The organism is Streptomyces sp. NPDC030814, assembly GCF_055572155.1.
Window position 1 is genome coordinate 313,697 of record NZ_JBVIDX010000008.1, and the last position, 22,785, is coordinate 336,481.

Annotated in this window: 25 protein-coding genes; 11 read left to right on the forward strand and 14 right to left on the reverse strand. The window is 70.8% G+C overall.

Annotated elements, in window-relative coordinates; genetic code table 11:
• Positions 1 to 4: 4 nt before the first annotated feature.
• The 4 genes from ACZ43N_RS19850 to ACZ43N_RS19865 all read right to left on the reverse strand — a co-directional run bounded on the left by ACZ43N_RS19850 (position 5) and on the right by ACZ43N_RS19865 (position 2,889).
• Positions 5 to 772 (reverse strand): SDR family oxidoreductase, encoded by a 768-nt coding sequence (locus tag ACZ43N_RS19850; RefSeq protein WP_468098991.1) that lies wholly within the window; start codon positions 770 to 772, stop codon positions 5 to 7.
• Between the two features lie 12 nt (positions 773 to 784).
• Positions 785 to 1,546: a 3-oxoacyl-ACP reductase FabG gene (gene fabG, locus ACZ43N_RS19855; protein ID WP_468098993.1), complete on the reverse strand. Its 762-nt coding sequence runs from the start codon at positions 1,544 to 1,546 to the stop codon at positions 785 to 787.
• A 180-nt stretch (positions 1,547 to 1,726) separates the two neighbouring features.
• The gene (locus tag ACZ43N_RS19860; RefSeq protein ID WP_468098995.1) at positions 1,727 to 2,137 is read right to left on the reverse strand and encodes a DUF3037 domain-containing protein; all 411 of its coding nucleotides are present in this window, start codon (positions 2,135 to 2,137) and stop codon (positions 1,727 to 1,729) included.
• Positions 2,134 to 2,889: a HipA family kinase gene (locus ACZ43N_RS19865; RefSeq protein ID WP_468098997.1), complete on the reverse strand. Its 756-nt coding sequence runs from the start codon at positions 2,887 to 2,889 to the stop codon at positions 2,134 to 2,136. Before ACZ43N_RS19865 ends, ACZ43N_RS19860 begins: the two co-directional genes overlap by 4 nt.
• 486 nt (positions 2,890 to 3,375) lie before the next feature.
• On the opposite strand from ACZ43N_RS19865, the gene ACZ43N_RS19870 reads away from it, so the two are divergent.
• The 3 genes from ACZ43N_RS19870 (at position 3,376) to ACZ43N_RS19880 (ending at position 5,722) form a co-directional block, all read left to right on the forward strand.
• A complete protein-coding gene (locus ACZ43N_RS19870; protein WP_468098999.1) occupies positions 3,376 to 3,939 on the forward strand; it encodes an RNA polymerase sigma factor in 564 nt (187 codons plus the stop codon).
• Positions 3,936 to 5,060, forward strand: coding sequence for a CU044_5270 family protein (locus tag ACZ43N_RS19875; RefSeq protein ID WP_468099001.1), 1,125 nt, complete (start codon positions 3,936 to 3,938; stop codon positions 5,058 to 5,060). Before ACZ43N_RS19870 ends, ACZ43N_RS19875 begins: the two co-directional genes overlap by 4 nt.
• 179 nt (positions 5,061 to 5,239) lie before the next feature.
• Positions 5,240 to 5,722, forward strand: coding sequence for a Rieske (2Fe-2S) protein (locus tag ACZ43N_RS19880; protein ID WP_468099002.1), 483 nt, complete (start codon positions 5,240 to 5,242; stop codon positions 5,720 to 5,722).
• A gap of 14 nt (positions 5,723 to 5,736) precedes the next feature.
• Here the strand turns inward: ACZ43N_RS19880 and ACZ43N_RS19885 are convergent, their stop codons facing one another.
• Positions 5,737 to 6,402: a cysteine hydrolase family protein gene (locus ACZ43N_RS19885; RefSeq protein WP_468099004.1), complete on the reverse strand. Its 666-nt coding sequence runs from the start codon at positions 6,400 to 6,402 to the stop codon at positions 5,737 to 5,739.
• A gap of 107 nt (positions 6,403 to 6,509) precedes the next feature.
• Between ACZ43N_RS19885 and ACZ43N_RS19890 the strand changes: the two genes are divergently transcribed.
• Positions 6,510 to 6,977, forward strand: a complete 468-nt coding sequence (locus tag ACZ43N_RS19890; RefSeq protein WP_468099006.1) for a pyridoxamine 5'-phosphate oxidase family protein — start codon at positions 6,510 to 6,512, stop codon at positions 6,975 to 6,977.
• A 154-nt stretch (positions 6,978 to 7,131) separates the two neighbouring features.
• Here ACZ43N_RS19890 and ACZ43N_RS19895 read toward each other — a convergent pair whose 3' ends face one another.
• On the reverse strand, positions 7,132 to 8,037 hold the full coding sequence (locus ACZ43N_RS19895) for a LysR family transcriptional regulator (RefSeq protein ID WP_468099007.1): 906 nt from the start codon (positions 8,035 to 8,037) through the stop codon (positions 7,132 to 7,134).
• Positions 8,038 to 8,112: 75 nt separating this feature from the next.
• On the opposite strand from ACZ43N_RS19895, the gene ACZ43N_RS19900 reads away from it, so the two are divergent.
• Positions 8,113 to 9,069 carry a DMT family transporter gene (locus tag ACZ43N_RS19900; protein ID WP_468099008.1) on the forward strand — a complete coding sequence of 319 codons (957 nt, stop codon included), beginning with the start codon at positions 8,113 to 8,115 and terminating at the stop codon, positions 9,067 to 9,069.
• Positions 9,070 to 9,171: 102 nt separating this feature from the next.
• Here the strand turns inward: ACZ43N_RS19900 and ACZ43N_RS19905 are convergent, their stop codons facing one another.
• Complete coding sequence (locus ACZ43N_RS19905; RefSeq protein ID WP_468099009.1) at positions 9,172 to 10,503, reverse strand: aminotransferase class I/II-fold pyridoxal phosphate-dependent enzyme; 1,332 nt, start codon at positions 10,501 to 10,503, stop codon at positions 9,172 to 9,174.
• 35 nt (positions 10,504 to 10,538) lie between these two features.
• Between ACZ43N_RS19905 and ACZ43N_RS19910 the strand changes: the two genes are divergently transcribed.
• Together ACZ43N_RS19910 and ACZ43N_RS19915 are read left to right on the forward strand one after the other, a co-directional pair.
• Positions 10,539 to 11,225: a pyridoxamine 5'-phosphate oxidase family protein gene (locus ACZ43N_RS19910; RefSeq protein WP_468099011.1), complete on the forward strand. Its 687-nt coding sequence runs from the start codon at positions 10,539 to 10,541 to the stop codon at positions 11,223 to 11,225.
• A complete protein-coding gene (locus tag ACZ43N_RS19915) occupies positions 11,225 to 11,878 on the forward strand; it encodes an FMN-binding negative transcriptional regulator (protein WP_468099012.1) in 654 nt (217 codons plus the stop codon). The genes ACZ43N_RS19910 and ACZ43N_RS19915 overlap by 1 nt, the downstream gene beginning before the upstream one ends.
• A gap of 67 nt (positions 11,879 to 11,945) precedes the next feature.
• Here the strand turns inward: ACZ43N_RS19915 and ACZ43N_RS19920 are convergent, their stop codons facing one another.
• Together ACZ43N_RS19920 and ACZ43N_RS19925 are read right to left on the reverse strand one after the other, a co-directional pair.
• On the reverse strand, positions 11,946 to 12,962 hold the full coding sequence (locus ACZ43N_RS19920; RefSeq protein WP_468099013.1) for an EamA family transporter: 1,017 nt from the start codon (positions 12,960 to 12,962) through the stop codon (positions 11,946 to 11,948).
• Positions 12,963 to 12,997: 35 nt separating this feature from the next.
• The gene (locus ACZ43N_RS19925; protein ID WP_468099015.1) at positions 12,998 to 13,609 is read right to left on the reverse strand and encodes a peptidase; all 612 of its coding nucleotides are present in this window, start codon (positions 13,607 to 13,609) and stop codon (positions 12,998 to 13,000) included.
• Between the two features lie 216 nt (positions 13,610 to 13,825).
• On the opposite strand from ACZ43N_RS19925, the gene ACZ43N_RS19930 reads away from it, so the two are divergent.
• Positions 13,826 to 14,254 (forward strand): type II toxin-antitoxin system Rv0910 family toxin, encoded by a 429-nt coding sequence (locus tag ACZ43N_RS19930; RefSeq protein ID WP_468099017.1) that lies wholly within the window; start codon positions 13,826 to 13,828, stop codon positions 14,252 to 14,254.
• A gap of 78 nt (positions 14,255 to 14,332) precedes the next feature.
• Here the strand turns inward: ACZ43N_RS19930 and ACZ43N_RS19935 are convergent, their stop codons facing one another.
• The 3 genes from ACZ43N_RS19935 to ACZ43N_RS19945 form a co-directional block, all read right to left on the reverse strand.
• A complete protein-coding gene (locus tag ACZ43N_RS19935) occupies positions 14,333 to 14,983 on the reverse strand; it encodes a PadR family transcriptional regulator (RefSeq protein ID WP_468099018.1) in 651 nt (216 codons plus the stop codon).
• Positions 14,984 to 15,369: 386 nt separating this feature from the next.
• Positions 15,370 to 16,002: a hypothetical protein gene (locus ACZ43N_RS19940; protein ID WP_468099061.1), complete on the reverse strand. Its 633-nt coding sequence runs from the start codon at positions 16,000 to 16,002 to the stop codon at positions 15,370 to 15,372.
• A gap of 215 nt (positions 16,003 to 16,217) precedes the next feature.
• On the reverse strand, positions 16,218 to 16,607 hold the full coding sequence (locus ACZ43N_RS19945) for a hypothetical protein (protein ID WP_468099020.1): 390 nt from the start codon (positions 16,605 to 16,607) through the stop codon (positions 16,218 to 16,220).
• A gap of 822 nt (positions 16,608 to 17,429) precedes the next feature.
• Between ACZ43N_RS19945 and ACZ43N_RS19950 the strand changes: the two genes are divergently transcribed.
• Positions 17,430 to 18,239, forward strand: a complete 810-nt coding sequence (locus ACZ43N_RS19950; RefSeq protein WP_468099021.1) for a PhzF family phenazine biosynthesis protein — start codon at positions 17,430 to 17,432, stop codon at positions 18,237 to 18,239.
• Positions 18,240 to 18,340: 101 nt separating this feature from the next.
• Here ACZ43N_RS19950 and ACZ43N_RS19955 read toward each other — a convergent pair whose 3' ends face one another.
• Together ACZ43N_RS19955 and ACZ43N_RS19960 are read right to left on the reverse strand one after the other, a co-directional pair.
• On the reverse strand, positions 18,341 to 19,141 hold the full coding sequence (locus ACZ43N_RS19955; RefSeq protein WP_468099023.1) for a CPBP family intramembrane glutamic endopeptidase: 801 nt from the start codon (positions 19,139 to 19,141) through the stop codon (positions 18,341 to 18,343).
• A gap of 263 nt (positions 19,142 to 19,404) precedes the next feature.
• Positions 19,405 to 20,922: a glutamate-cysteine ligase family protein gene (locus ACZ43N_RS19960; RefSeq protein ID WP_468099025.1), complete on the reverse strand. Its 1,518-nt coding sequence runs from the start codon at positions 20,920 to 20,922 to the stop codon at positions 19,405 to 19,407.
• A 568-nt stretch (positions 20,923 to 21,490) separates the two neighbouring features.
• Between ACZ43N_RS19960 and ACZ43N_RS19965 the strand changes: the two genes are divergently transcribed.
• Positions 21,491 to 22,075 (forward strand): hypothetical protein, encoded by a 585-nt coding sequence (locus ACZ43N_RS19965; protein ID WP_468099027.1) that lies wholly within the window; start codon positions 21,491 to 21,493, stop codon positions 22,073 to 22,075.
• A 400-nt stretch (positions 22,076 to 22,475) separates the two neighbouring features.
• Entirely contained in the window at positions 22,476 to 22,682 is a 207-nt protein-coding gene (locus ACZ43N_RS19970; RefSeq protein WP_107465470.1) for a DUF5999 family protein, read from the forward strand.
• The last annotated feature ends 103 nt before the right edge of the window (positions 22,683 to 22,785 follow it).

Sequence of the window (22,785 nt, forward strand, 5' to 3'; positions counted from 1 at the left end):
CGGGTCAGCCGACCCCGGCGTTGAGGAAGATGCCGCCGTCGACCACGAGGGTCTGACCGGTGATCCAGTCGGACTGCTCGGAGGTGAGGAACGCGGCGGCACCGCCGATGTCCGAGGGCACACCGAGCCGGCCGAGCGGGTAGGCGGAGGCGGCCTCGGCCTCGCGGCCCTCGTACAGGGCCTCGGCGAACTTCGTCTTCACCACGGCGGGCGCGATCGCGTTGGCCCGCACCTTCGGCGAGAACTCGTGCGCCAGCTGGAGGGTCAGGTTGATCATGGCGGCCTTGCTGATGCCGTACGCGCCGATGAACGGCGAGGCGGAGACGCCGGCGACGGAGGCGATGTTGACGATGGCGCCGCCGTTGTCCTTCTGCCAGGCATGCCAGGTCCGCTGGGCGAAGCCGAGCGCCGAGACGACATTGGTCTCGAACACCTTGCGTGCCACGTTCAGGTCGAGGTCGGCGATCGGACCGAAGACCGGGTTGGTGCCGGCGTTGTTGACCAGGAAGTCGACGCGTCCGAACGCCTCCATGGTGCGCTCGACGGCCTGCGCCTGGTGGGCCTCGTCGTGGGCCTTGCCCGCGACGCCGATCACGCGGTCGGCGCCGAGCTTGTCGACGGCCTCCTTGAGGGCGTCCTCGTTGCGGCCCGTGATACACACCCGGTCGCCGCGCGCGACGAGGGCCTCGGCGATGCCGTAGCCGATGCCGCGGCTGGCGCCGGTGATGAGGGCGACCTTGCCCGAAATCTCGGGGAGTTCCACCGAAGTCATGTTCTCGGTCCTCTAGTTGAGCGGTCCGCCGGCGACGTACAGCACCTGGCCGGAGACGAATCCGGCGTCCTCGCCGGTGAAGTAGGCGATGGCGCCCGCGATGTCCTCCGGCCAGCCCACGCGCTGGACCGGGATCTGGGTGGCGGCCGCGGCCTGGAACTCCTCGAAGCCCATGCCGACGCGGGCGGCGGTGGCGGCGGTCATGTCGGTGACGATGAAGCCGGGTGCGACGGCGTTGGCGGTGACTCCGAACTTGCCGAGCTCGATGGCGAGGGTCTTGGTGAAGCCCTGGAGACCGGCCTTGGCTGCGGAGTAGTTGGCCTGGCCGCGGTTGCCGAGAGCGGAGGACGACGACAGGTTGACGATTCGCCCGAACTTGGCCTCGACCATGTACTTCTGCACGGCCTTCGCCATCAGGAAGGCGCCGCGCAGGTGCACGTTCATGACCGTGTCCCAGTCGGAGGCGCTCATCTTGAACAGCAGGTTGTCGCGGAGCACGCCCGCGTTGTTCACCAGGATGGTCGGGGCGCCCAGCTCCTGGGCGATCCGGGTGACGGCGGCCTCGACCTGGGCCTCGTCGGAGACGTCGCAGCCGACCGCGAGCGCCTTGCCGCCGGCGGCGGTGATCTTCTCGACGGTGTCCTTGCACGCGGCCTCGTCGAGGTCGATCACCGCGACGGCCCGCCCCTCGGCGGCCAGTCGTACGGCGGTCGCGGCGCCGATGCCGCGCGCGCCACCCGTGACCACGGCGACACGCTGCTCAGTGGTGGACATTGCTGGTTCTCCTCGCCCTTGGGATGCGGCTCCTGCGGCTCGCCCACCCGGTGAGCGACCGCTTAGTACCTTCGGCACACGTGACGCTAGAAGTCCTGGCACCCGGTGTCAACGCCCCACCAGGTGTGATCCCTTACGCCCGGCCGTTCGCCGGTGTGTCGCGGCCCGGCCGCCGGGGTGTCATCTGACCAGCAGGTCGAGCAGCCGCTCTGCCTCGGCCACCGGGTCCGAGGTGAGTCCCGTGTGCACGGGTCCGGCCTGCACGACCGTCGAACGCGGCGCCACCAGCCACCGGAACCGCCGTCCGGCGTCGTCGCGGGCGGCCTGGCCCGCCGCCTCCCCGCCGGCGCAGACGCCCTCGACGGCCCGCAGCGCGGCCCGTACGCCCGCCACGTCCGCCTCGGGGTCCAGGGCGAGCAGCTTGGTCTCGTCGAGATGGGTGCGGGCGGCCACGACGGCCCGGGAGCGGCTGTAGACGAGGACCCCCGCGTTGAAGCACTCGCCGCGCTCGATCCGCGGCACGACGCGCAGCAGCGCGTATTCGTAGACGTCCTGCCCGGTCGCGCCGGTGGCGAGGAAGCGGTCGCTCACTTGATCCCCTCGATGCGTTCGTGAATGCCGGCGGCCCGGGCGAGCAGCGGTTCCGCGTAGGCCCGCCGCAGCGCGTCCGGGGTGTCGAAGCCGGGCTCGTCCCGCAGCCACACGTCGGGGATCTCGGCGGTCACCTCGGCGAGGAGTTCCTCGGTGATCAAGGGTGCGAGCGCGGCGGCGGCCGTCGTGACATCGGGGCCGAAGCGGGCGAGGGCGTGGTCGGAGGCGTCGTACGGCTTGGCGGCGGAGGCGCGGGCGCCGGGCCAGTGGTGGTGCCAGATCATGGTGGCGCCGTGGTCGATGAGCCACGGCTCACCGTGCCGCATCAGCATGTTGGGGTTGCGCCAGGAGCGGTCGACGTTGTTGATCAGCGCGTCGAACCAGACGATCCGCCCGGCCTCCTCGGGGCTCACCTCGAACGCGAGCGGGTCGAAGCCGACCGCCCGGGTCAGGAAGTCCATGCCGAGGTTGGTGCCGCCGCTGGACTTCAGCAGCTCCTGCACCTGCTCGTCCGGCTCACCGAGCCCCAGCACGGGGTCGAGGTCGACGGTCACAAGACCGGGGACGCGCAGGCCCAGCCGCCGGGCCAGTTCCCCGCAGACGACCTCCGCGACGAGGGTCTTGCGGCCCTGCCCGGCGCCGGTGAACTTCAGGACGTACATGCCGCGGTCGTCGCCCTCGACGAGTCCGGGGAGCGAACCGCCCTCACGAAGGGGTGTGACATAGCGGGTCGCGACCACCTCTCTCAACATGTCCTCAGGCCACCCACTTCGTCTTCCTCGCAACCCACGGTCAGCCTCGGGGCGTTCACCCAGCGGGTCCGGCCTCAGGCATGAAGTGAGCATAGTAACCGAGGGTGATCATGGTCAGAGGTGACCCGGCGTCACCGGGGTGCGCGGCGGGATGACTGCGACCTCGGTCGAAGCGGGCTTCCAGCGGCGACGGGCGACTCCGATGTGCCTGTGGACGCGCGAGTTCGCGTCGGCCGCCTCACCTTGGTGGAGCACTGGCACGGCCGAGGCCCTCGACGCCTTCGGCGCCTCGTACGTCGTCAGTGGAGCGCGAGCGCGGTGGCGGCGGTCAGGCCACGGCGCCGGGTCCGCCCACCGGCCGCCGGCCGCCGAGTGATGTGACCCACGCCTCGTTCGAGGCGGTTCCTGATGTTCCGCTGTAACGATCAACCCGCTCGGACCACTACCCGACGACAGAACACACCGTGAGGGACAGGAGGTGCGGCAGTGCCCGACTCCGACGCTGATCGATTCACCGCCATCTACGACGGCTGCCGACAGCGCGTGTGGGCCTATGTGGTCAGTCGTGCGGGACGGCAGGTCGCCGACGACGTGGTGAACGAGACGTTCACCGTGGCCTGGCGCAGGCTCGACGACATCCCCGAGCCGCCGTTGCCGTGGCTGCTCGTGGTCGCACGCAACATCCTGCGGGACAGCATCCGGGCGGAGGCCAGGCGCGCGTCGTTCACCGCCGAGTGGATGTCCTGGGTGGAACCCGCCGAGGCGGACATCGCGGAGGAGGTGTCCGAGCGCAGCTCTCTGCTCAAGGCGCTGGCCACGCTGCCGGAGGACGACCGGGAACTGCTGATCCTCTCCGCTTGGCAGGGGCTGACCCCGGCGCAGGCCGCCACCGTGGTCGGCTGCTCGCCCCTCGCCCTGCGGGTCCGGCTGCACCGGGCGCGAAGACGCCTCGACCAGGCCGCGTCGGCCTCCCCTCCCGTGGCGGAGGCCGCGTCCGCGCGGCATGTGTCCACCCGAGCCCGGATCACCGTAGGAGAGGAAGCCCGGTGAAGAACGACGTGCTGCACCGCCTGACCGCCGCCCGGCCCGCCCACCTCGACCCCGGGCTCCCCACCCCGTCGGCGGTGCGGGAAGAGGAACTCGCGACGGCCATGAGCCGTTCCCGCGCGCCGCTCGGCGCTCGCGTCCCCGTCCGGCCGCGCCGGATCACGCGCCCTCTCGTGCCGGGCCTCGCCCTGGCCACCGCGACGGCGGTGGCGGCTCTGGTGATCACGGACACCGCGCCGGAGAAGTCAGGTCCCCCTTCCTCCGCGGTGTCGGAGCCCGGCGCCCGGATCCTTCTCGCCGCCGCCTCCCATGTCGAGCGCCAGCCGGTCGGCTCGGGCAGGTACTGGTACGTGGAGCAACACCTGGGTTCCCTCCGCGAGGTCCCCGGCGAGGACTACACCATCGACGTCCGCTCCCAGCAGCGGTACTGGACGGCCGCGGGCACGAACATGTACTGGTCGCAGTACGTGGACTCGGGGGCCCGCCCGGCCACGAGGACCGACGAGGAGGCGTGGAAGGCGGCCGGCTCCCCCACGTCGTGGAAGCTGGCCGACGGGACCGTCACCTACGCGGGCAAGGGCGAGATCGAGCACGACGCCCCCGGCGGCAGGGCCGACTCCGCTCCGTACGGAGAGGTCCCCCTGCGCCTGCTGCCCACGCTCCCCACGGACGCGAAGGCCCTCCGCAAGCGCCTGTTCGCCCTGGTGGACAAGGATCACAACGGCCCCAGGCGGGTTCTCGACCGGATCGTCGTCAGCTCCGCCGTCCAACTCGCGACGTCGCTCCCGTCCACTCCTGCCCTGCGCGCCGCCGCCTACCGTCTCCTCGCCGCCGAGCCCGGGGTGCGCTCCCTGGGCGACGTCAGGGACCACACCGGCCGCGCCGGCTACGCCGTCGCCCTCCCCAGCCCCTACGGGTCCGCCCCGGAACTCCGACTGATCTTCGACAGGTCCACGGGCATGCCCCTGGGGACCGAGACGGTGGCCACCCAGAGCGGTGACGGAGTACGCGAGGGCGAGACCCTGAGTTACACGACGTTCGCGTCGATGAAGTGGACCGACGAGGCGCCGCCCTTCGACACCGACACCCCGGACCCGGGCCCGGACACCCCATCCGATCGCTGAGGCCGCCTGCACGGTGCAACGGGGCGCGCCGACCTCCGGATCGACAGGTTCGAGACAGCTTCACTTGACGCGATCGTGATGCCTGGCAGGTCAAGATGGGCCCCTGTCTGAACATTCAAGCAGCCCGTCGCCGTATCCATGGGCGAAGTGCAAAGCGATCTTCGGAGGGATTCATCCGCATGAGCAGCGAAACGATCAAACCCGCTTCGGAACCGGCCCGTCGCACGATGATGGCGGCGGCCGGTGTGGCGGGGCTCGCCGTCGCGCTGACCGCGTGCGGGTCGGGCGACGACGCGTCCGGCTCGTCGGGCGCCGGTGGCGACGCGAACAGTGACGCGAGCGGTGGCGGCAGCGGCGACGACGCGGGCTCGGGCGGCGGCGAGCTGGCCAGGACCACCGACATCCCCGAGGGCGGCGGCAAGATCTTCGAGGACCAGAACGTCGTGGTCACGCAGCCACAGGCGGGCACCTTCAAGGCGTTCTCCTCCACCTGCACCCACCGTGGCTGTGCCGTGAAGACGGTCGCCGACGGAGTGATCAACTGCCCCTGCCACCAGAGCAACTTCTCGATCGTCGACGGCAGCGTGAAGAGCGGCCCGGCGACGGAGGCGCTGCCGGCCAAGAAGATCAAGGTCAGCGGGACGTCGATCACGCTGGCCTGACGTCCGCCGGGTGCTCAGGTCCGCCGCCCGGCCCGCTCGACGCAGGCCAGGACCTCGGCCGTGGTCGCGACCGTGGCGACCAAGGCGAGGGTGTGACGGATCATCGCGGCGGTGTAGTCGGCGGGCACTCCCGCGATGGCGTCCCGGGGCACGACGACGCGGTAACCGAGGTTCACCGCGTCGAAGACGGCGTTGGGCACGGCCACGTTGGCCGAGACTCCGGTGACGATCAGGGTGCGGCAGCCGAGGTTGCGCAGCAGCGCGTCGACATCGGTGCCGGCCAGCGGGGACAGCCCGTGCAGCCGCCGGACGACGAGGTCCTCCCGGGCGACCTCGATGGGCGGTGCGACCCGTACGGCCCCGGTGCCCGCCAGTTGCTGCACGGGAAGCCGCGCGGCGGCGGCGAAGAGACGGGCGTTGTGGTTGGCGGCCCGACCGTCGGGCCGCCGCTCGGCAACGGCGTGCAGGACCTGGACCCCGCTCGCGTGGGCGGCGGAGACCAACCGGGCCACGTTCGCCAGCGCCCCCGAGGAACGGGCCGCCTCGGCCAGTTCGGGAAGCGCGCTGTCCGGCCCCACGACGCCCTGCTGGCACTCGACGGTGAGCAGGGCCGTGGTGGCCCGGTCGAGGAGCTCGCCCAGCTCCCGCTGCCTTTTCGACTCACTCGCATACGCCTGCATGGTGTCCCCTGGTCGCCGGTGGCCGGGGCGGGCGAGCGTAACGCCCCTTGCATGTGGAGGGAAGACGCCCCATGCTCATCTGACGCCACGTCAGCGGAGGGGATCACATGGCCGTCACCCAGCGCCGGGGCCGGAAGATCATGATGGAGCCCGGCGAGGTGGACGAGTTCCTCGGCGCACAGCGGACCTGCCGGGTCGCGACGGTCTCGGCCGACGGCGCGCCGCACGTCAGCCCGCTCTGGTACGTCTGGGACGGCACCTCGCTCTGGCTGTACTCGATCACCCGCAGCAAACGCTGGTCCGCGCTGCGCCGCGATCCACGTGTCGCCGTCGTCGTCGACGCGGGCGAGGACTACGGCGAGCTGCGGGGCGTCGAACTGTCCGGCACCGTTGAAGTGGTCGGCGAGGTTCCCCGTACCGGCGAGCCGTATCCCGGTCTCTCCGAGGTGGAGCGCCTGTTCGCCCGCAAGAACTTCGGCCTCGACGACATGCCGCACGACGGCAGACACGCCTGGCTGCGTTTGACGCCGGACGCGATCGCCTCCTGGGACTTCCGCAAACTGGGCTCCCTCTGACCGGGGCACGGCGACCGGGTCGCGTGGTCTGGTGCCGCACCTCGCCGCGTTGCCCAAGGCGGCCCAGTAGCTCCGCTACGAGGACCTTCCGGCGCCTTGCGATGCACGGCACCAGACCACGCGACCTGATCGGACGCTCATAGTGAAAGGACCCCTACGCCCCGCACCCGGCGCCGGCCGTCCTGAGTGCCCCCACCGCCGCCCTGATGGAGGGCCTGCGGTCGGCGTCGGCGCGCCACACCGCGTAGACGGTGCGATGGACCCGGTGTCGTACGGGCACGGTCCGCACACCGTCCGGCATCGGGTCACGTCCCAGCCGCGGTGCGATGCACACGCCCAATCCCGCGGCGACCAGGGCCAGTTGCGTGTGGTGCTCGCCGGCCCGGTGGGCGATGTGGGGCTCGATGCCCTTGGCGCGCAGGGTGTAGAGCAGCCATTCATGGCAGAACTCGCCCTCGGGCCATGCCACCCACGCCTCGTCCGCCAGGTCCTCCAGGCCGATCTCATCCAGTCCGGCGAGCGGGTGCCCCTCGGGGAGCGCGACCTCCACGGGGTCGTCGAGGAGGGAGGCGCGGGCGATCCCCTCGGGCACGGGCAGCGGCTTGTTGTACCAGTCGAGGACGACGGCCAGGTCGGCGTCGCCCCGGACCACCGCGTTGATGGCGAGTTCCGGTTCCAGTTCGCGCGACCGTACGCGCAGCGCCGGATGGTCGGCCCTGAGCGTGCGGAGGACGGCGGGGAACAGCCCCCGCACCGCCGTCGGGAACGCGGCGAGCCGCAGCTCCCCGACGACCTGCCCCCGCTGGGCCTCCAGGTCCGACTGGGCCAGCTCGACCTGGGAGAGGATGCGCGCGGCATGGTCGGCGAGAAGGCGTCCCGCGTCGGTGAGCCGCACTCCACGTCCGTTCTTGGCGAGCAGTTGCTGCCCCACCTCCCGCTCCAGCTTCGCCATCTGCTGGGAGACGGCCGACGTGGTCACGTGCAGGCCGTCCGCCGCGCCGCTGACTGAGCCGTGCCGGGCGAGGGCGTCGAGGGTGCGCAGGCGCTCCAGGTTCAACATGTAAGCGATGCTACGAGCATCAGCTCACGAATACTCGCTTGTGCTACGAGATTGCTACGGAGCATCGTTTCGGGCATGACCGCGGCGACCCCCACCCGAGCCCTTGCCCCTGCTCCCGAACAGCGCCGTCGCGCCGTCGACTGGCGGTTGCGTTTCGGCTTCCTCTCCCTCATCTGGGGCTTCAGCTTCCTGCTGATCAAGGTGGGGACGGAGGCCTATGCCCCCTTCCAGGTGACCTTCGGGCGGCTGGCCTTCGGCACGCTGGTCCTGGCGGCGGCGATGGCGGTGAAGCGTGAGCGGCTGCCGCGCGGCGCCCGCACCTGGGGGCATCTGGCCGTGGCGGCCCTCCTCCTCAACGCACTGCCGTTCTCGCTCTTCGCCTACGCCGAGCTGACGGTCCCCTCCGCGCTGGCGGGCATCTGCAACGCGACGTCCCCGCTGTGGGGGATGGCCCTCTCCCTGGTCGCGCTCTGCGAGGACCGCCCGACGCGGGTCCGGGTCGCCGGTCTCGGTCTCGGCTTCCTGGGTGTGCTCACCGTGCTCGGTGCCTGGCAGGGCTTCGACGGCCTCGACCTCAGGGGCACCGTGATGGCCCTGCTGGCCTCCCTGAGCTACCCGATCGGCTGGATCCACGTCCGTCGCACCCTGGCCGCCACCGACCACTCCCCGCTCTCCCTCACCGGCGCCCAACTGCTCCTGGCCACCGCCCAACTGGCTGTTGTCACACCGCTGTTCACCACCCTGCCGGGCCACTTCCCGGTTCTGCCCCTCCTGGCCGTGATCGCGCTGGGCGCCCTCGGCACGGGTGTCGCGATGCTCGTCCAGTACGGCCTCGTCTCCGAGGTCGGCCCGACCACCGCCCAGATGGTCACCTACTTCATCCCGGTCATCGCCACCGCCGCGGGCGTGGCTCTCCTCGGGGAACCCCTGACCTGGTCGACGCCGGTGGGGGCCGCGATAGTCCTGGCAGGCGCGGCGCTGACCCAGGCGAAGCCACGCGAGCGAGGAAGCCGCCTCCGGACGGCTCAGTGAGGGGGGACGCACTTCGCCGCCCACTCGGCGGCATCGTGCGGGCCGAGGCCCGTAGCCGTCTGGGTTGTCGAGCCGCCGTCGCACGGCCCCCGGTCCGCTCCGTCACACGTATCCGCCCTCCGCCCCTGGCCCCACGGCCGAGGCCACGGCGTCGGCCAGTGTCTCGATCTCCTTCTCGGTGAGCGTGGAGACGGTGATCCTGATCCCTTGCGGGGCGCTCATCCGAAAGCGGGCGCCGGGCGCCACGGCCCAGCCGGCGTGCAGCAGACGGGCGACCGCGCCGGTCTCGTCCGGGACGCGGATCCAGACGTTCATCCCGCTGACACCGCGCGCCTGGACCCCGCGCCCGGCGAGCGCGCGGATCAGCGCGTCGCGCCGCCTCCCGTACGCCGCCGCGACGACCGACGCGTCCACCGCCCCGTCGGCCCACAGCCGCACGACGGCCCGCTGCACCAGCCGGCTCACCCATCCGGGCCCGAGCCGCTGACGGCCCCGTACCCGGTCGAGGGTGGCGGCGTCCCCGGTGAGGACGGCGAGCCGCAGGTCGGGACCGTACGCCTTGGCGACCGACCGCACGAAGGCCCAACTGTGCGTGACCCCGGCCAGCGGGTGCAGGGGCTGGTCGACGATCCGGTAGCCGTGGTCGTCCTCGACGAGCAGGGTCTGTGGGTACTCCCGCAGCACGGCCCGCAGGGCACGCGCGCGTGCCTCGCCGACGGCCGCCCCGGTCGGGTTCTGCGCCCGGTCGGTGACGATGAGAGCGCGCGCCCCGGTCTCCAGGGCCTGTCGTACGTCGCCGGGGAGCGGCCCCTCGTCGTCGACACCGACCGGCATGATCCGCAGGCCCAGCGCCGGGACGAGATCGAGGACGCTCCCCCACCCGGGATCCTCGACGGCCACGGCGTCCCCGGACTTCAGGTGCACGGCGAGCACCCGCTCGATGGCGTCCAGCGACCCGGAGGTAACGGCCAGGGGCCCGTCCGGTACCCCGTCGGCGTCCAGACCGGCTCGCGCGATCCGCGCCAACTCGGGCTCCACGGGCCCGGCCCCGTACAGCACGGGCTCGCGGTCCGCCTGTTCGGCGGCCGCCGCGAACGCGCCCGCGAGGCGCGGCAGCAGGGCGGGGTCCGGATTGCCGTCGGCGAGGTCCCGCACGCCTTCCGGCACCTCGACCCGGATGTACTCGCGCCCGGTGGTGGCGGGCCTCGGCCGCACCCGGCTCCCCCTCCGCCCGGACGTCTCGATGACCCCGCGCTCGCGCAGGGTGCGGTAGGCGGCCGCAACCGTATTCGGATTCACCCCCAGCCGTACAGCCAACTCCCGCATCGGCGGCAGGAGTTGACCCGGTTCCAACTCCCCGGCACTCACCGCACGCTCCACGCTCGCCGCGATCTCAGCTGCGCGCCGACCGGTGATTGTGTATTCTCCTAGCACAAATCCAAGTATGCACTAGTGCAATGGAGAGCGCAATGACGGGGACCCCGCAGTCGACGACACCGGCACCGGCCGCCTACACCGCCACCGACCGCACCGTCCCCACCCGGTCTCCGCAGCGGGCGTCGTACGACAAGGAGGCGGTGCACGCGATACTCGACGAGGGGTACGTCTGCCACCTCGGCTTCATCCGTGACGGCGCCCCCGTGGTACTGCCCACCCTGTACGGCCGGGTCGGCGAGACGCTGTACGTGCACGGTTCGACCGGGTCGCGTCCGCTGCGGATGACGGGGAAGGCCGACCCGGGTCTTCCGGTGTGTCTGACGGTCACCCACGTGGACGCGCTGATCCTGGCCCGCTCCGGCTTCCACCACTCGGTCAACTACCGCTCCGTGGTCGTGCACGGCATCGCCCACCAGGTCACCGACCCGCAGGAGCGGCGGATCGCCCTGGACGCACTCGTGGACCACGTCGTCCCCGGCCGCTCGCGGGACTCCCGGCCGGCGAACGCCAAGGAGTTCGCCGCCACCTCCGTGATCAGGCTCGACCTGGACGAGGTCTCCGCCAAGACCCGTACCGGCGGCGTCAACGACGAGCCCGAGGACCTCACGCTCCCCCACTGGGCCGGTGTCGTCCCCCTCCGGAAGGGCTACGAGACCCCGATCCCGGCGGCGGATCTGGCACCCGGCATCGAACTCCCCGAGTACCTCAAGGCCCTGTGATGCTGATCCACCCCTGGGACGCCCCACGCGACGACAGCGAGTGGCGGCGCTGGCTCGCCGTGCACGACTTCGGCCAGCTCGCCGTCAACGGCCTGCCCGGCGACGCGCCCCACGTCCAGCCGATGCACTTCGCCTACGACCCCGACGAGGGCGACCACGGTGTCGCCCTCACCCACCTGGCACGCCCGAACCCCCTGTGGCCTGCTCTGGAGGCTGACCCCGATGTCCTCCTGAGCGTGGTGGACGACTACGTCTACATCCCCGGCCCCTGGCAGGCCCCACCGGACGCCCCGCCGGAACACGGCACTCCGACCAGCTTCTACGCGGCCGTCCAACTCCGCTGCACGGCCCGCATCATCGATGCCCCGGCCGAGAAGGCCGAGCTCCTCAACCGCCAACTGGCCCACTTCCAGCCGGAGGGCGGCTCCGCCACCGCGACAGCCGACGAGGCACCCTACGGCCGCCTCCTGCCCGGCATCCGGGGCCTGCGCCTCGAAGTGACCGCCGTGCGCGCCAAGTTCAAGTACGCCGCCCACCGCCCCAAGGAGGTCCAGGACCGTATCGTGGCCGGCCTCACGACCCGCGGCGGCCGCGGCGACACGGCAGCCCGCCGCCACCAGCTGAACCGCCGGGGCATCTGGCCACCGGCCTGAGGGGCGCGGGTGCGGCTGGATCGGGCACGGACGGCCGTGGCCCGACGCAGGGCACCCGGCACAGGGGTCAACCGCGGCCGGCGGCCACCTCACCCCGCTCGACGCCCTGCCCACCGGACGCCACCACCTCCGCAGCCCCGGCTGCCGACTTCCCCGGCGTGGACCGCTGCGCGACGTACGCCCCCACCAGGACGACCGCCCCTCCGATGATCTGCGGCGCCGACAGGTGCTCGCCGAGCAGCACCCAGGCGAGCGCGGTCGCGATGACGGCCTCGAGGCATGCGACCACGCCCGCCACCTGCGGGGACAGGCGCCGTACGGCCACCACTCCGGTGACATAGGCGAGGACCGTGGCGATCAGCACGACCCACCCGAGCAGCAGCCAGGCAGGCACCGGCCTGCCGTCCATCGGCGCACTGCCCCCGAGCACCGCCCAGTCCATGCCCCAGGGCCGGGCCACGGCGGTGAGCACCGCCGCGCCGACGAGCGACCCGTAGGCGATGACACCCAGGGGATCGGGCGCCTCGTCACCCGCGTCGCTCCCCTGGTCGGAGAGGACGAAGTATCCGACCTGGCAACAGGCGGCCCCGAGCGCGAGCAGCAGACCCAGCACGTCGAAGCTCAGCCCCGCCCACACCTCGACGACGCAGGCGAGCCCCCCGACCGCGAGAACGACCCCCGCGGCGGCGGCCCGGGTCACCGGACGCCGCTGCACGAACCGCACCCAGCCGAGCACGAGCGCCGGAGCGAGGTACTCGACGAGGAGGGCGACCCCGACGGGGATCCGGGATAGGGAAGCGAAGTAGAAGGCCTGCACACCGGCCACTGCCAGGAGTCCGAACCCGGCGAGCAGAGCGGGCCGCCGCCGCACCAGGTCCCGGTGCCGCACGGCCAGCGGCAGCATGACCAGCGCGGCACCCGCGACCCGCAGCCACACCACGTGCAGCGGGTCGAGCCCCGCCTCTATGAGTGGTTTGGCCGCGACGCCGGACCCGCCGAAGGCGAACGCGGATCCGAGGGCGAGCCCCAGTCCGACGCCGCGCCCGCCTTGCCCCTGACTTCCCTGAGACGTGTGCACCGGCACATGATGACAGGCACCAACAGGAGCGTCACCCCCGATTACTCCTGTCTCACCGCTCGGACACCCGACGAACCCTCGACCGCCGCCTCCTCGCGCACCGCCTCCTGGGCCACCGCCCTCTCCGACAGGGCTGCGCCCGCGGAGCCAGTACCCCACAGATGCATGCCCCCGACATCGACACCGGCATGCCTGAGCACCTCCACGGCCCGTGACGCCGGGGCCGAGACGATCGCGGCGAGCAGGTCGACCCCGTGGGCCCGATCGGCACCACGCCGCGCGGCCCGCTCGTACGCCTCCGACATGGCCCGCGCCGCCATCGGCGACCAGCCAGGCACTCCGGGCGTCACGGACCCGGTGCCGCCGTCCTCGACACCGATCTGCCACCGCAGCCCGTAGCCGATGCTCCGCTGCACCAGATAGCCGAGCAGCCGGGCGACCTGCCGCGGGGCCAAGGCCGCCCGCACCTGCGGGTCGACCTCCAGGAGCGAATGCAGCAGATGGGCCGTGTCGATCTGCCGGTCCCCGTCCCGCAGCGCCCGTCTCCGCGCGCCGGCCACCACCGAGGCCAGCTCGTCCGTGAGCCTGCCCTCGAGCTCCGCGCGGTTCGGGCCATGACCGACGGCCGCCTGCCGAGGATTACGGGATCGCACGCCTTCCACCCCATCAGCCACAGCGGGCGGAGTCATCCACGAGAGGAACCATCTTCGAGTCCCACACAGGTTGCGCAAGGGCGCCCCTCGCCTCCTCCCTACGGATGAGACGCGGCACGGATTGCACGGACGTCCTGACAGTTCATCAGTATTGAATGTTCGAGCCCTCGCGGCTACGTTCCGCGACACCAGCGTCCGAGACGAAGGGGTTGTCGTATGGCCGATGTCAGCGCGGAGGCACGCATCGGGGCACCCGCCGATCAGGTCTGGGCCCGACTCGTGGACTGGCCCTCGCACGGCGAGTGGAACACGACCCACACCGGTTTTCCCAAGGGCGGCCCGGAGTCGCTCGCCGTGGGCGGCACCTTCCAGGAGAACCTGAAGCTCATGGGCTTCCCGGCGGAGGTCGTATGGACCATCGCCGAACTGGAACCGGCCAGGGTGCTGGCCATCCGCGGCAAGGGCCCGATGGCCGTCGACCTGGCCACCCGCTACACCCTCACCCCCGACGGCGACACGACCACGGTCCGCATCGACGGCAGTTTCACCGGCGCGGCCGTCTCCCTGATGGCGGGCAAGCTCAAGGACTCAGCGACCGCCGCCCTCGGCGAGTCCCTGCGCAAGCTGGACGCCCTGGTGCGGTGAGCACGGGCGGTGCCCCCGCGAAACCACGCCGCGGGGGCACCTCCGAGCCGTGGCGAGGCAGCCGTCGCCGCCCTCGCCTCAGTCCTCGTCGGCGAGGATCAGATACAGCTTCTTGCGGGCCTCGTTGATCACCGCCAGCGCCTTGTCACGCTGGTCCTTGTCACCGGTCTTCCAGACCTGGCCGAACGCCTCCATCAGACCGAACCCGGCCTGCCGGATCTCACTCAGCGCCTCCCAGTCGACCCCGCGCGAGGCCTCTTCCCAGGGGGCGTCGGGCCCGTCTTCGGCCGCGGTACGGCCGGCCTCGGTCAGCGAGAACAGCTTCTTGCCACCCTCGGTCGCACTGGCGATCATCCCCTCGTCCTCCAGCAGCTGAAGGGTGGGGTACACCGAGCCGGGACTGGGCTTCCATGCCCCGCCACTGCGCTCGGCGATCTCCTGGATCATCTCGTAGCCATGCATGGGCCGATCCCTGAGGAGGGCCAGGATCGACGCGCGCACGTCTCCCCTCCGCGCCCTTCCCCTGGGACCGCCGCGGCCTCGCCCACCCCAGGGTCCCGGACCGAAAGGTCCGAAGGGCCCGGGGCCGCCATGCCCCGGCCCGAAGGGCCCGAAGGCCGCGCGCGGCGTGTCGCCGTCGCCCCGGCCGAACGGGTGGCCGCCGCCACGGCGCCCATGCCCCCGCTCGAATCCGAAGCCCTGTCCGTAGTCCTGTCCACGGGAACGCATCACGATCACTCCATTCCATCGTTGATCTGTCGCGATGGATCAACGATATATCGGAACCTGTCGTACGACAAGACCCTTGAACGGGCATGGGTGACCTGTGACGGGGAGTCCTGGTCGATTGCCAGGGAAGGTTGAGCGAAACTGCTTCGCGTCAGCAAGGTTGACCACTTGGGCATCTGTCCCGGACAGGGGCGACCGTTGTGGGTTGTTGCTCTGCTGAGCCGGCGTGTCGAAGTGCAGGTTGATTGTCATCGGTGATGGACGCCTGCGTGTCGGAGTACGCGACGAAGTGCCCAGGTAGGCACACGCGAACATGCTTACCGCGGCACACACGAGAGCCATTCCTGAAGCCCGCCCTCCCGGGCCGACGAAACCGGGCTTCCGTCCTAGAGCTTCGGCGGTACGACCGGTGGGGAGAGGTCAAGAACACGGGCGAGGGCGGCTGTGACGGGGGCGCAGTGGTGGGGCAGGTGTTGGGAGGTCCAGTCAGCTGCCAGTGCCAGGAAGTCGGTCAGATCGCGCTCGGCGCCGTCGAGCAGGTGGCGGAGTTCGGCGACGGACAGCTCGATCACCGGGCTCTCGCTCTGCTCGGCGTTCACAGTGAGGCGGACCGTGTCGCCGAAGCGCTCCGCAACCGGCGACACGGGGTCATGACCGAAACCGAGCAGGCTGCCATCGTTGACGAGCTGGTACCAGTTGCGCCAGTCCTCCAGTCCGTCGCAACAGCCGGGCAGGAAGGTGACGCCCGTGCAGTTGTCGGCGACTCTCAGGCCACCGGCCGCGAAGAGATGGTCGAGCGTCAGCAGTCCCTCAAGGAACGAGTCAAGTGCGCCGGCCGGACGAGACGTCCGGTCGTCGCCGGGGTCGATGCCGTTGCAGCTGGCGATACGCATCACCGCCGTCCCGACCTCATCAGCGGAGAGCTCACCGCTGAGAGGAAGGAGGCCGAACGACTCGAGCTCGGCGACGGGCCAGAGGTCGAAGCCGTCAGGCGCGTACATCTCCAGGACAGGCTGCATCACGATCACCGGCGAAGTGTTCCCTGTCGCCGCCCATATCGCCTCCTGATTACGCCGGGCTCCTCAAGACCTGCCGAAGCCGCTGAGCACCTTCGGTGGCCGTACCGAGCTGAGCAGATACCCGGTGTACGCCGACACTGCGCGATCGGCCGCTCGGCTGCTTGAGAATCAATTCCAAGGGAGTCTGCGGAGGGTGTTGGTGCAGGGGTGGGCGGTCAGGCGTCGGGGTCGACTTCGGGGTGCGTGAACCGCACGGGCCTGCCCAGCGACCGGGCGTAGGCGATTTCGGCTCGGGTGCTGTCTCCGATGTAGTCGCCGACCACGAGCACCTCATCAGCGAGCCGGATCTTCGCTCGGTGCAGATCGTCGAGTCGGACCTTCAGTGCCTCGGCCTCGACAGGATCAGACCAGAATTCGTGCGGCGACTTCATGTCACAACCCGGCTTGACGACAATCTTTCCGGCTTTGGTCTCCCGCAGATCAGCCTCGGTCATCTCGGTCATGAAACGGGTCGAGCCGCAGATCACGACGATACGCGGGAGGCTCAGCTGCTTCTTCGCGTCGGCGAGTTTCTCCTCGGGGGTGAGCGGCTGCGGGTATGACACTGGTTCCTCCTGGTGGTGTGGTCCAAGGGATGCATGCGGAGACGAGAAGGAGGATGTCCAAGATCGTCTTAGGCGTTCTGTGGCTGCTCAGGCCAGCCGGTGGCACGTACGGGAGCACCAACGCCGGGACCAGCCGTCCTTGCGGCGGTCAATCGGTTTCTGGCACTGGCCGCAGGCCACCGGCTTGAAGAAGGTCGACGGGTCAACGCCCCCAGACGACCATGTGCGGCAACGGCGACTGCACCAGCGGCGGGGGGCTCGGCGGGCGACTTCGCTTCTGTCGGGATGCCGCAGAACACACATGTCCTGGAAGGTAGAGGAAGCCCGTCCCTCTCGATCAGCCGGTCCCGGCGGGAGACCTGCAGTCCGCATGTCTCCGAGCAGGTGTGCTCGGCGATTGGAGAGGTTGGCGGCATGGGACCTTCGCAAGCGCCGCAGTCGCGGAACGGCTGTCGGCCGGCGGCGTCCTCCTCCCGGGAGCGACGTTCGATGTAGGCCACTCTGCGGGAGGCGGAAGAAGAGAGCCGGTGACGTCGACCGAGCTGGATCTTCATCGGCTTCCGGCAGATTCGGCAGGGTTCCATGACTGGAAGTCTCTGGAGGACTCGGCATCGAGTCGAGCAGGAGCGGGGCATGACGCCGAACGTGCGGGTAACGGCGAACGGGCACTGATGGCGCCGCGGTTCAAGAGGCCCGGAAGTTGTGCGAGACGAACACCTTGCCGCAGCGCTGCAGGACGCCGGGGCGCGGGGGCGGTGATCGGTCCAGTGCTCAGCGATTGGCCTTGGCCCGCGCCCCGACCGGCCCTCTAGCGTCACCCTCATGCGTATTCGTATCGTCGACGCCTTCACCGACCGCCCCTTCCGCGGGAACCCGGCCGGGGTCCTCATCCTGGACTCCTTCCCGGGCGACGCCTGGCTCCAGAACGTCGCCCGGGAGGTCAACCACGCCGAGACCGCCTTCGCGCACCCGCTCCCCGAGGGCGGCGAGGCCGACTGGGCCCTGCGCTGGTTCACCCCCGTGACGGAGGTGGAGATGTGCGGCCATGCCACGCTGGCCACCGCGCACGTCCTGACCACCACGGGCACGCACGAGGGCCCGGTACGGTTCGCCACCCGCAGCGGCGTCCTCGTCGCGACGCCCCGACCGGACGGCTTGCTCACCCTCGACTTCCCGACCGCGCCCCTGACCCCGGCCGCCGCCCCGGACGGCCTCGCCGAGGCCCTGGGCGCCGAACCGCTCACCGTCGTCGACACCGGCCCCCTTGTCGGAGACCTGCTGGTCGAACTGGCCGACGAGAAGACGGTCCGCGGTCTCGCTCCCGACCACAGAGCCCTCGGCCGCCACTCCCGGCGCGGCATCATCGCCACCGCCCGCGCCGAGGACCCCTCCGCCGGCCACGACTACGTCTCGCGCTGTTTCTTCCCCAACGTCGGCATCGACGAGGACCCGGTCACCGGCAGCGCCCACACCGCCCTCGCCCCCTTCTGGTCCGAGCGCCTCGGCAGCCTCACCCTCACCGGTCTCCAGGCCTCCCCCCGCTCGGGCCACGTCCGTACGGAGCTCCGCGGCGACCGCACCCTCCTGAGCGGCCGAGCGGTAACGGTGATCGACGGCGAACTGCTGGCCTGACGCGCGACCACACAGAGCAGGGGCGTAGGCACCGCCGTACGCCCCTGCCTCGCCATGGTCGCGGCGTCCCCGCCACGCCGTACGGCTGCCCCCACCAGTCGTCAAGCCGTCGGCAGCCACCCCACTTCGCCGGCCAGCAGCCCGTATCCCACGAACGCCCCGATGTCGAGCAGCGAGTGCGCCACGACCAGCGGGCCCACACGCCCCCACCGCCGGTACAGGTAGACGAACACCACGCCCATCACCATGTTGCCGACGAAGCCGCCGATGCCCTGGTAGAGGTGGTACGACCCGCGCAGCACCGAACTGGCGGCCAGCGCGCCGCCCGGGGACCAGCCCAACTGCTGGAGCCGGCGCAGCAGATACCCGACCACGATCACCTCTTCGAGCACCGCGTTCTGGATCGCTGAGAGGATCAGCACCGGGTACTTCCACCACACCTCGGGCAGCGCCTCCGGCACCACGGTGAGGTTGAAGCCGAGGCCGCGGGCGGCCAGGTAGAAGGCGATGCCCGTGCTGCCGATCACGGCGGCGATCGCCGCGCCACGGCCGAGGTCGGGCCACGGCTTCGTACGGTCGAACCCGAGCGTCCGCAACCTCGCGCCCTCCCTCATCAGGAAGTGCGCAACCAGCGCCACCGGCACCAGCGCGGTGGTGATCCCGAAGAGCTGCCACGCGAGGTCGAGCCAGGGCCGGCCGGGTGCCGCCGAGGCGTTCAACGTGGCTGCCTGGTCCTTCAGCCCGCCCGGCTTGGTGACCGAGCCGATGAAACTGATCAGTGCGGACACGCCGCTCGCACCGAGCGAGACGCCCAGCACGAGCAGGGTCTCGTCCCTGAGTATCCGCCGGGTCGGCCGCTCCCACGGCAACGCACCGTCCACCGACTCCGCCTGCCCCTGCACCCACGCCTCCACTGGTCCGTTCCCACCGAAGGACCATCATCGCCTGCGGCGCTCCGGATCCTCCCAGGGGCGTACGTTCAGGGCCTCGGGCCCTCAGCGGACCCGGACACCAGGCGCTGACGAGTCGGGCGGGAACACTGACCACCCCGGGGCACGGGGAAGGGCACGAGCAGCCATGAACACGCCCGCGCCCCCGGCGGACGCCCACGCCCCGGGACTCTCAGGCAGTCGGCGCCACCGCTGATGCGCAGCGCCCGCTCCTCTCAGCCCAGCGGCACGGGCTCCGGCAGCCCCACCGGCCAGGTGTGCACCGGCTCCCCGGCGCGCATCAACTCGCAGTACCTCCGGGTGGTGGCAGCCAGCGCCGCGTCCCGTCCGATGCCTTTGGCCAGCGCCTGATGGAACGTTTCGACCTGCCAGGACGCTCCGTTGACCCGCCGCCGGCAACGCTCCTCGATCACTCCGAGGTAGAAGTCCCGGTCGACCGGCTCGACACCCCACGCGTCCAGCCCCGCCTCCGCGAGCGGCAGCAGCTCCTCCCGAACGAGATTGACCGCGTCCACCGGCCCCACTCCGCCGTACCGGCCTCGTCGCGGCCACTGCAACCGCGCGTCGATGCCGTGGCGGCACGCCTCGTCGAAGTTGGCGGCCGCGGTCTCGAACGGCATCCGCGTCCAGACGGGCCGTGACTCCTCGGCCAGGGCGCGCACGACCCCGTAGTAGAAGGCCGCGTTGGCGATCACATCGGTGATGGTCGGTCCGGCGGGCAGCACCCGGTTCTCGACCCGCAGATGCGGAACCCCGTCGGCGATGCCGTACACCGGCCGGTTCCAGCGGTAGACCGTGCCGTTGTGCAGGGTCAGCTCCGCGAGCTTCGGAACGCCGCCCGCGTCGAGGATGTCGAGCGGATCCTCGTCGTCACAGATGGGCAGCAGCGCCGGGAAGAAACGCAGGTTCTCCTCGAAGAGGTCGTAAGCCGAGGAGATCCACCGCTCCCCGAACCAGGTGCGCGGTCGCACCCCCTGGGCCTGGAGCTCCGGCGGCCTGGTGTCCGTGGACTGCTGGAACAGCGGCGGCCGCGACTCACGCCACAGCTCGTGCCCGAACAGGAACGGCGCGTTGGCCCCTATGGCCACCTGGGCCGCCGTGACCGCCTGGGCCGCGTTCCACACGTCCGCGAAGCGCTCGGGAGTGACCTGGAGGTGCAACTGCACCGAGGTGCAGGCGGCCTCGGGCGCGATCGACTTCGAGGTGCACACGAGCCGCTCCACGCCCTCGATGTCGAGTGTGAAGTCCTCACCGCGAGCGGCGACGATCTGATCGTTGAGCAGCGTGTAGCGATCGCCCGCGGAGAGGTTGGACGAGACCAGGTCGTCCCGGTCGAGCGTCGGCAGAATGCCGATCATCACGATGCCGGCATCCACCTCCCCGGCTTTCCGGTCGGCGTACGCCAAGGAGGTGCGCAGCTCCTCGGAAAGCCGGTCGAATACCCGGCCGCCCAGCCGATGGGGAGCGATGTTGACTTCCAGATTGAACATGGCGAGTTCTGTTTGGAAATCTCGGCTCGCAATCCGTTCGAGTACTTGCGCGTTCATCATTCTCGGCAGACCGTCGGCCCCGACGAGGTTCAGCTCGATCTCGACACCCATCAGGTTCTTCGGGCGGTCGAACCGCTTCTCCTCCAGCAGGCGCTCCAGTCCCGCCAGACACTGCCGCAGTTTGTCACGGTAGAGCTGGCGGTCGGACAGGCCGAACGACCCCGCCACGACCTTCTCCCCCATCGAAGTGTCCCTCCTCGGATGGGCAGGCCGACGACCCGGCCACGACTGTCCCGGTTCACGGATGATGATGCCCAGGCAGAGCCGCCGATAACGTCCCGCGCGAGACCTGCGCCCGCTAGGCTGAGCGCGTTCACCCTCGACCTTATGGACTCGGCGTGCTTCTGGCACATTCACGCGGCACGAAAGAGCATGCGCTTTCCATGCCGGGATTCGTGAAAAGCGCCGATGAGAACCGGCCTACCGCTACGCGCTGGTAATCCGAGGTCACCCTCTCATCCCCCACAAAAAATCGGGATGATTCCCGCGATTCAGCGACCGGATACCGCCTTGCTCTTCATATCGAAGACAGCTAGCCGAAACACCTTTTGAACACGGGTCGTATAAACTCCGGACACGAGGCTGAGAGTCGGCACTCGCGGTCCTCGGTCCTGCCGTCGGAGCTCGCACGGCGGACCCTCAACCCACGCACCGGACCCCGGGCACCCGTCTCTTCGATCCCTGAGAGCTGACAGCGTCGTCCGCCCCCGCCCTCGCGCCACCGTGCCTGTCGAATGAGAGGCGACCCACCATGCCGCTGCTTGTCCCCCCGGCTCCCGCGCCCGCCCTGCGCACCGTCCTCACGGCACTCGGATCTCCCACCGCCGTCAGCGAGGCCCGAACCCCCTCCCTGCGCAGCACCCAAGGTCCCGTCACGCCCGAACTCCCACTGCCCGTCCACGTACTCGACCGGATCACGCCCGAGGGCGCCGGCACCACCCGGCTCACGGGCTGGCGCTTCCTGATCCGCTCCGGCGACCGCGCCCTGGCCGCCGCCGAGACCCGCCTCACCCCCGACGGATGGGCCTTCTCGCACTTCTTCGAGGGCCCGTACATCGCCTCCACGGAGCACGCCCTGCGCCAGGCCGACGTCATGCAAAAGCCCTACCAGCCCCGCCTGCTGTCGGTGCCCGAGCTGTACATGCTCACCCTCTGGCTGCATGCGGACACCACCGCCGACGGTGTCACCGGCCACCCGGCGCCGACCGACCTCCTGGTGCCCCTGGCCCCGGCACCGCCCGGCATCGCGGCCCACCGCCCGCACCGGGTCGCCGATCTCCTCCCGGTCCTGACCACCCGACTGACCCCCACCCCCCTCATGGGGTCGCCCGCCTGATCCGAAAGTCGCCGCCTCATTCACCCGTCGCGTACCCCGTCGCCGATATACCGGCGACGGGGTACGCGACTGTCATCGGCGCGCTATTCCGCTCTTCCGCGCGGCAATACGCTCGTACGAGCTATTCATGCGCCCCCACCCCGTCGGACTAGCCACATCCGACCATGGCGAACCACCCGAACGGACAGGGGAGTTGCGATGAACCGTCCGCGCGGGGGATGCGTCATCAACCTGTGAGAAAGCGGTGCTGCGAAATGCCTGCGGATTGACGCCCGTAGGGCAACACTGGGACCGGACCGAATTATCACAACGGGGGGCGGCCATGAGCGAGGCTTCACGCCGCGGAACAGACACGACAGCCATCTCACCACTCACGACAGAGCGAAAGATCCCAACAACCATGTGCCAGCACCAGCCACCGTGCCCGACCGCCGAATCCGCCGACCGGGAAGGCGCCCGACTCGTGGCGCACCACCCGGAGCAGGGGTGGAGCCTGCTCTGCAACGGCGTTCTGCTCTTCGAGGACACCGGTGAGCTCCTTCCCGACGGCCAGATCATCGCCCCGCACCGCCCGCTGGACAGCGGCACGGTGATGACGGCGGCCTGAGCCGGGCGAGGTGCGCACAGGGCGGGTTCCCGCAGCGGGCGCCCGTCCGGACACACAAGGGGCCGGCCGGAGAGACAGTCTCCGGGCCGGCCCGACGCGTATC

Excerpts from the sequence above, each read along its gene's own strand:
- ACZ43N_RS19850 (WP_468098991.1), bottom strand. The coding sequence starts at position 772 with ATGACTTCGGTGGAACTCCCCGAGATTTCGGGCAAGGTCGCCCTCATC.
- fabG (WP_468098993.1), bottom strand. The coding sequence starts at position 1,546 with ATGTCCACCACTGAGCAGCGTGTCGCCGTGGTCACGGGTGGCGCGCGC.
- ACZ43N_RS19865 (WP_468098997.1), bottom strand. The coding sequence starts at position 2,889 with ATGTTGAGAGAGGTGGTCGCGACCCGCTATGTCACACCCCTTCGTGAG.
- ACZ43N_RS19880 (WP_468099002.1), top strand. The coding sequence starts at position 5,240 with ATGAGCAGCGAAACGATCAAACCCGCTTCGGAACCGGCCCGTCGCACG.
- ACZ43N_RS19885 (WP_468099004.1), bottom strand. The coding sequence starts at position 6,402 with ATGCAGGCGTATGCGAGTGAGTCGAAAAGGCAGCGGGAGCTGGGCGAG.
- ACZ43N_RS19890 (WP_468099006.1), top strand. The coding sequence starts at position 6,510 with ATGGCCGTCACCCAGCGCCGGGGCCGGAAGATCATGATGGAGCCCGGC.
- ACZ43N_RS19895 (WP_468099007.1), bottom strand. The coding sequence starts at position 8,037 with ATGTTGAACCTGGAGCGCCTGCGCACCCTCGACGCCCTCGCCCGGCAC.
- ACZ43N_RS19900 (WP_468099008.1), top strand. The coding sequence starts at position 8,113 with ATGACCGCGGCGACCCCCACCCGAGCCCTTGCCCCTGCTCCCGAACAG.
- ACZ43N_RS19910 (WP_468099011.1), top strand. The coding sequence starts at position 10,539 with ATGACGGGGACCCCGCAGTCGACGACACCGGCACCGGCCGCCTACACC.
- ACZ43N_RS19915 (WP_468099012.1), top strand. The coding sequence starts at position 11,225 with ATGCTGATCCACCCCTGGGACGCCCCACGCGACGACAGCGAGTGGCGG.
- ACZ43N_RS19930 (WP_468099017.1), top strand. The coding sequence starts at position 13,826 with ATGGCCGATGTCAGCGCGGAGGCACGCATCGGGGCACCCGCCGATCAG.
- ACZ43N_RS19935 (WP_468099018.1), bottom strand. The coding sequence starts at position 14,983 with ATGCGTTCCCGTGGACAGGACTACGGACAGGGCTTCGGATTCGAGCGG.
- ACZ43N_RS19940 (WP_468099061.1), bottom strand. The coding sequence starts at position 16,002 with ATGCAGCCTGTCCTGGAGATGTACGCGCCTGACGGCTTCGACCTCTGG.
- ACZ43N_RS19950 (WP_468099021.1), top strand. The coding sequence starts at position 17,430 with ATGCGTATTCGTATCGTCGACGCCTTCACCGACCGCCCCTTCCGCGGG.
- ACZ43N_RS19960 (WP_468099025.1), bottom strand. The coding sequence starts at position 20,922 with ATGGGGGAGAAGGTCGTGGCGGGGTCGTTCGGCCTGTCCGACCGCCAG.
- ACZ43N_RS19965 (WP_468099027.1), top strand. The coding sequence starts at position 21,491 with ATGCCGCTGCTTGTCCCCCCGGCTCCCGCGCCCGCCCTGCGCACCGTC.
- ACZ43N_RS19970 (WP_107465470.1), top strand. The coding sequence starts at position 22,476 with ATGTGCCAGCACCAGCCACCGTGCCCGACCGCCGAATCCGCCGACCGG.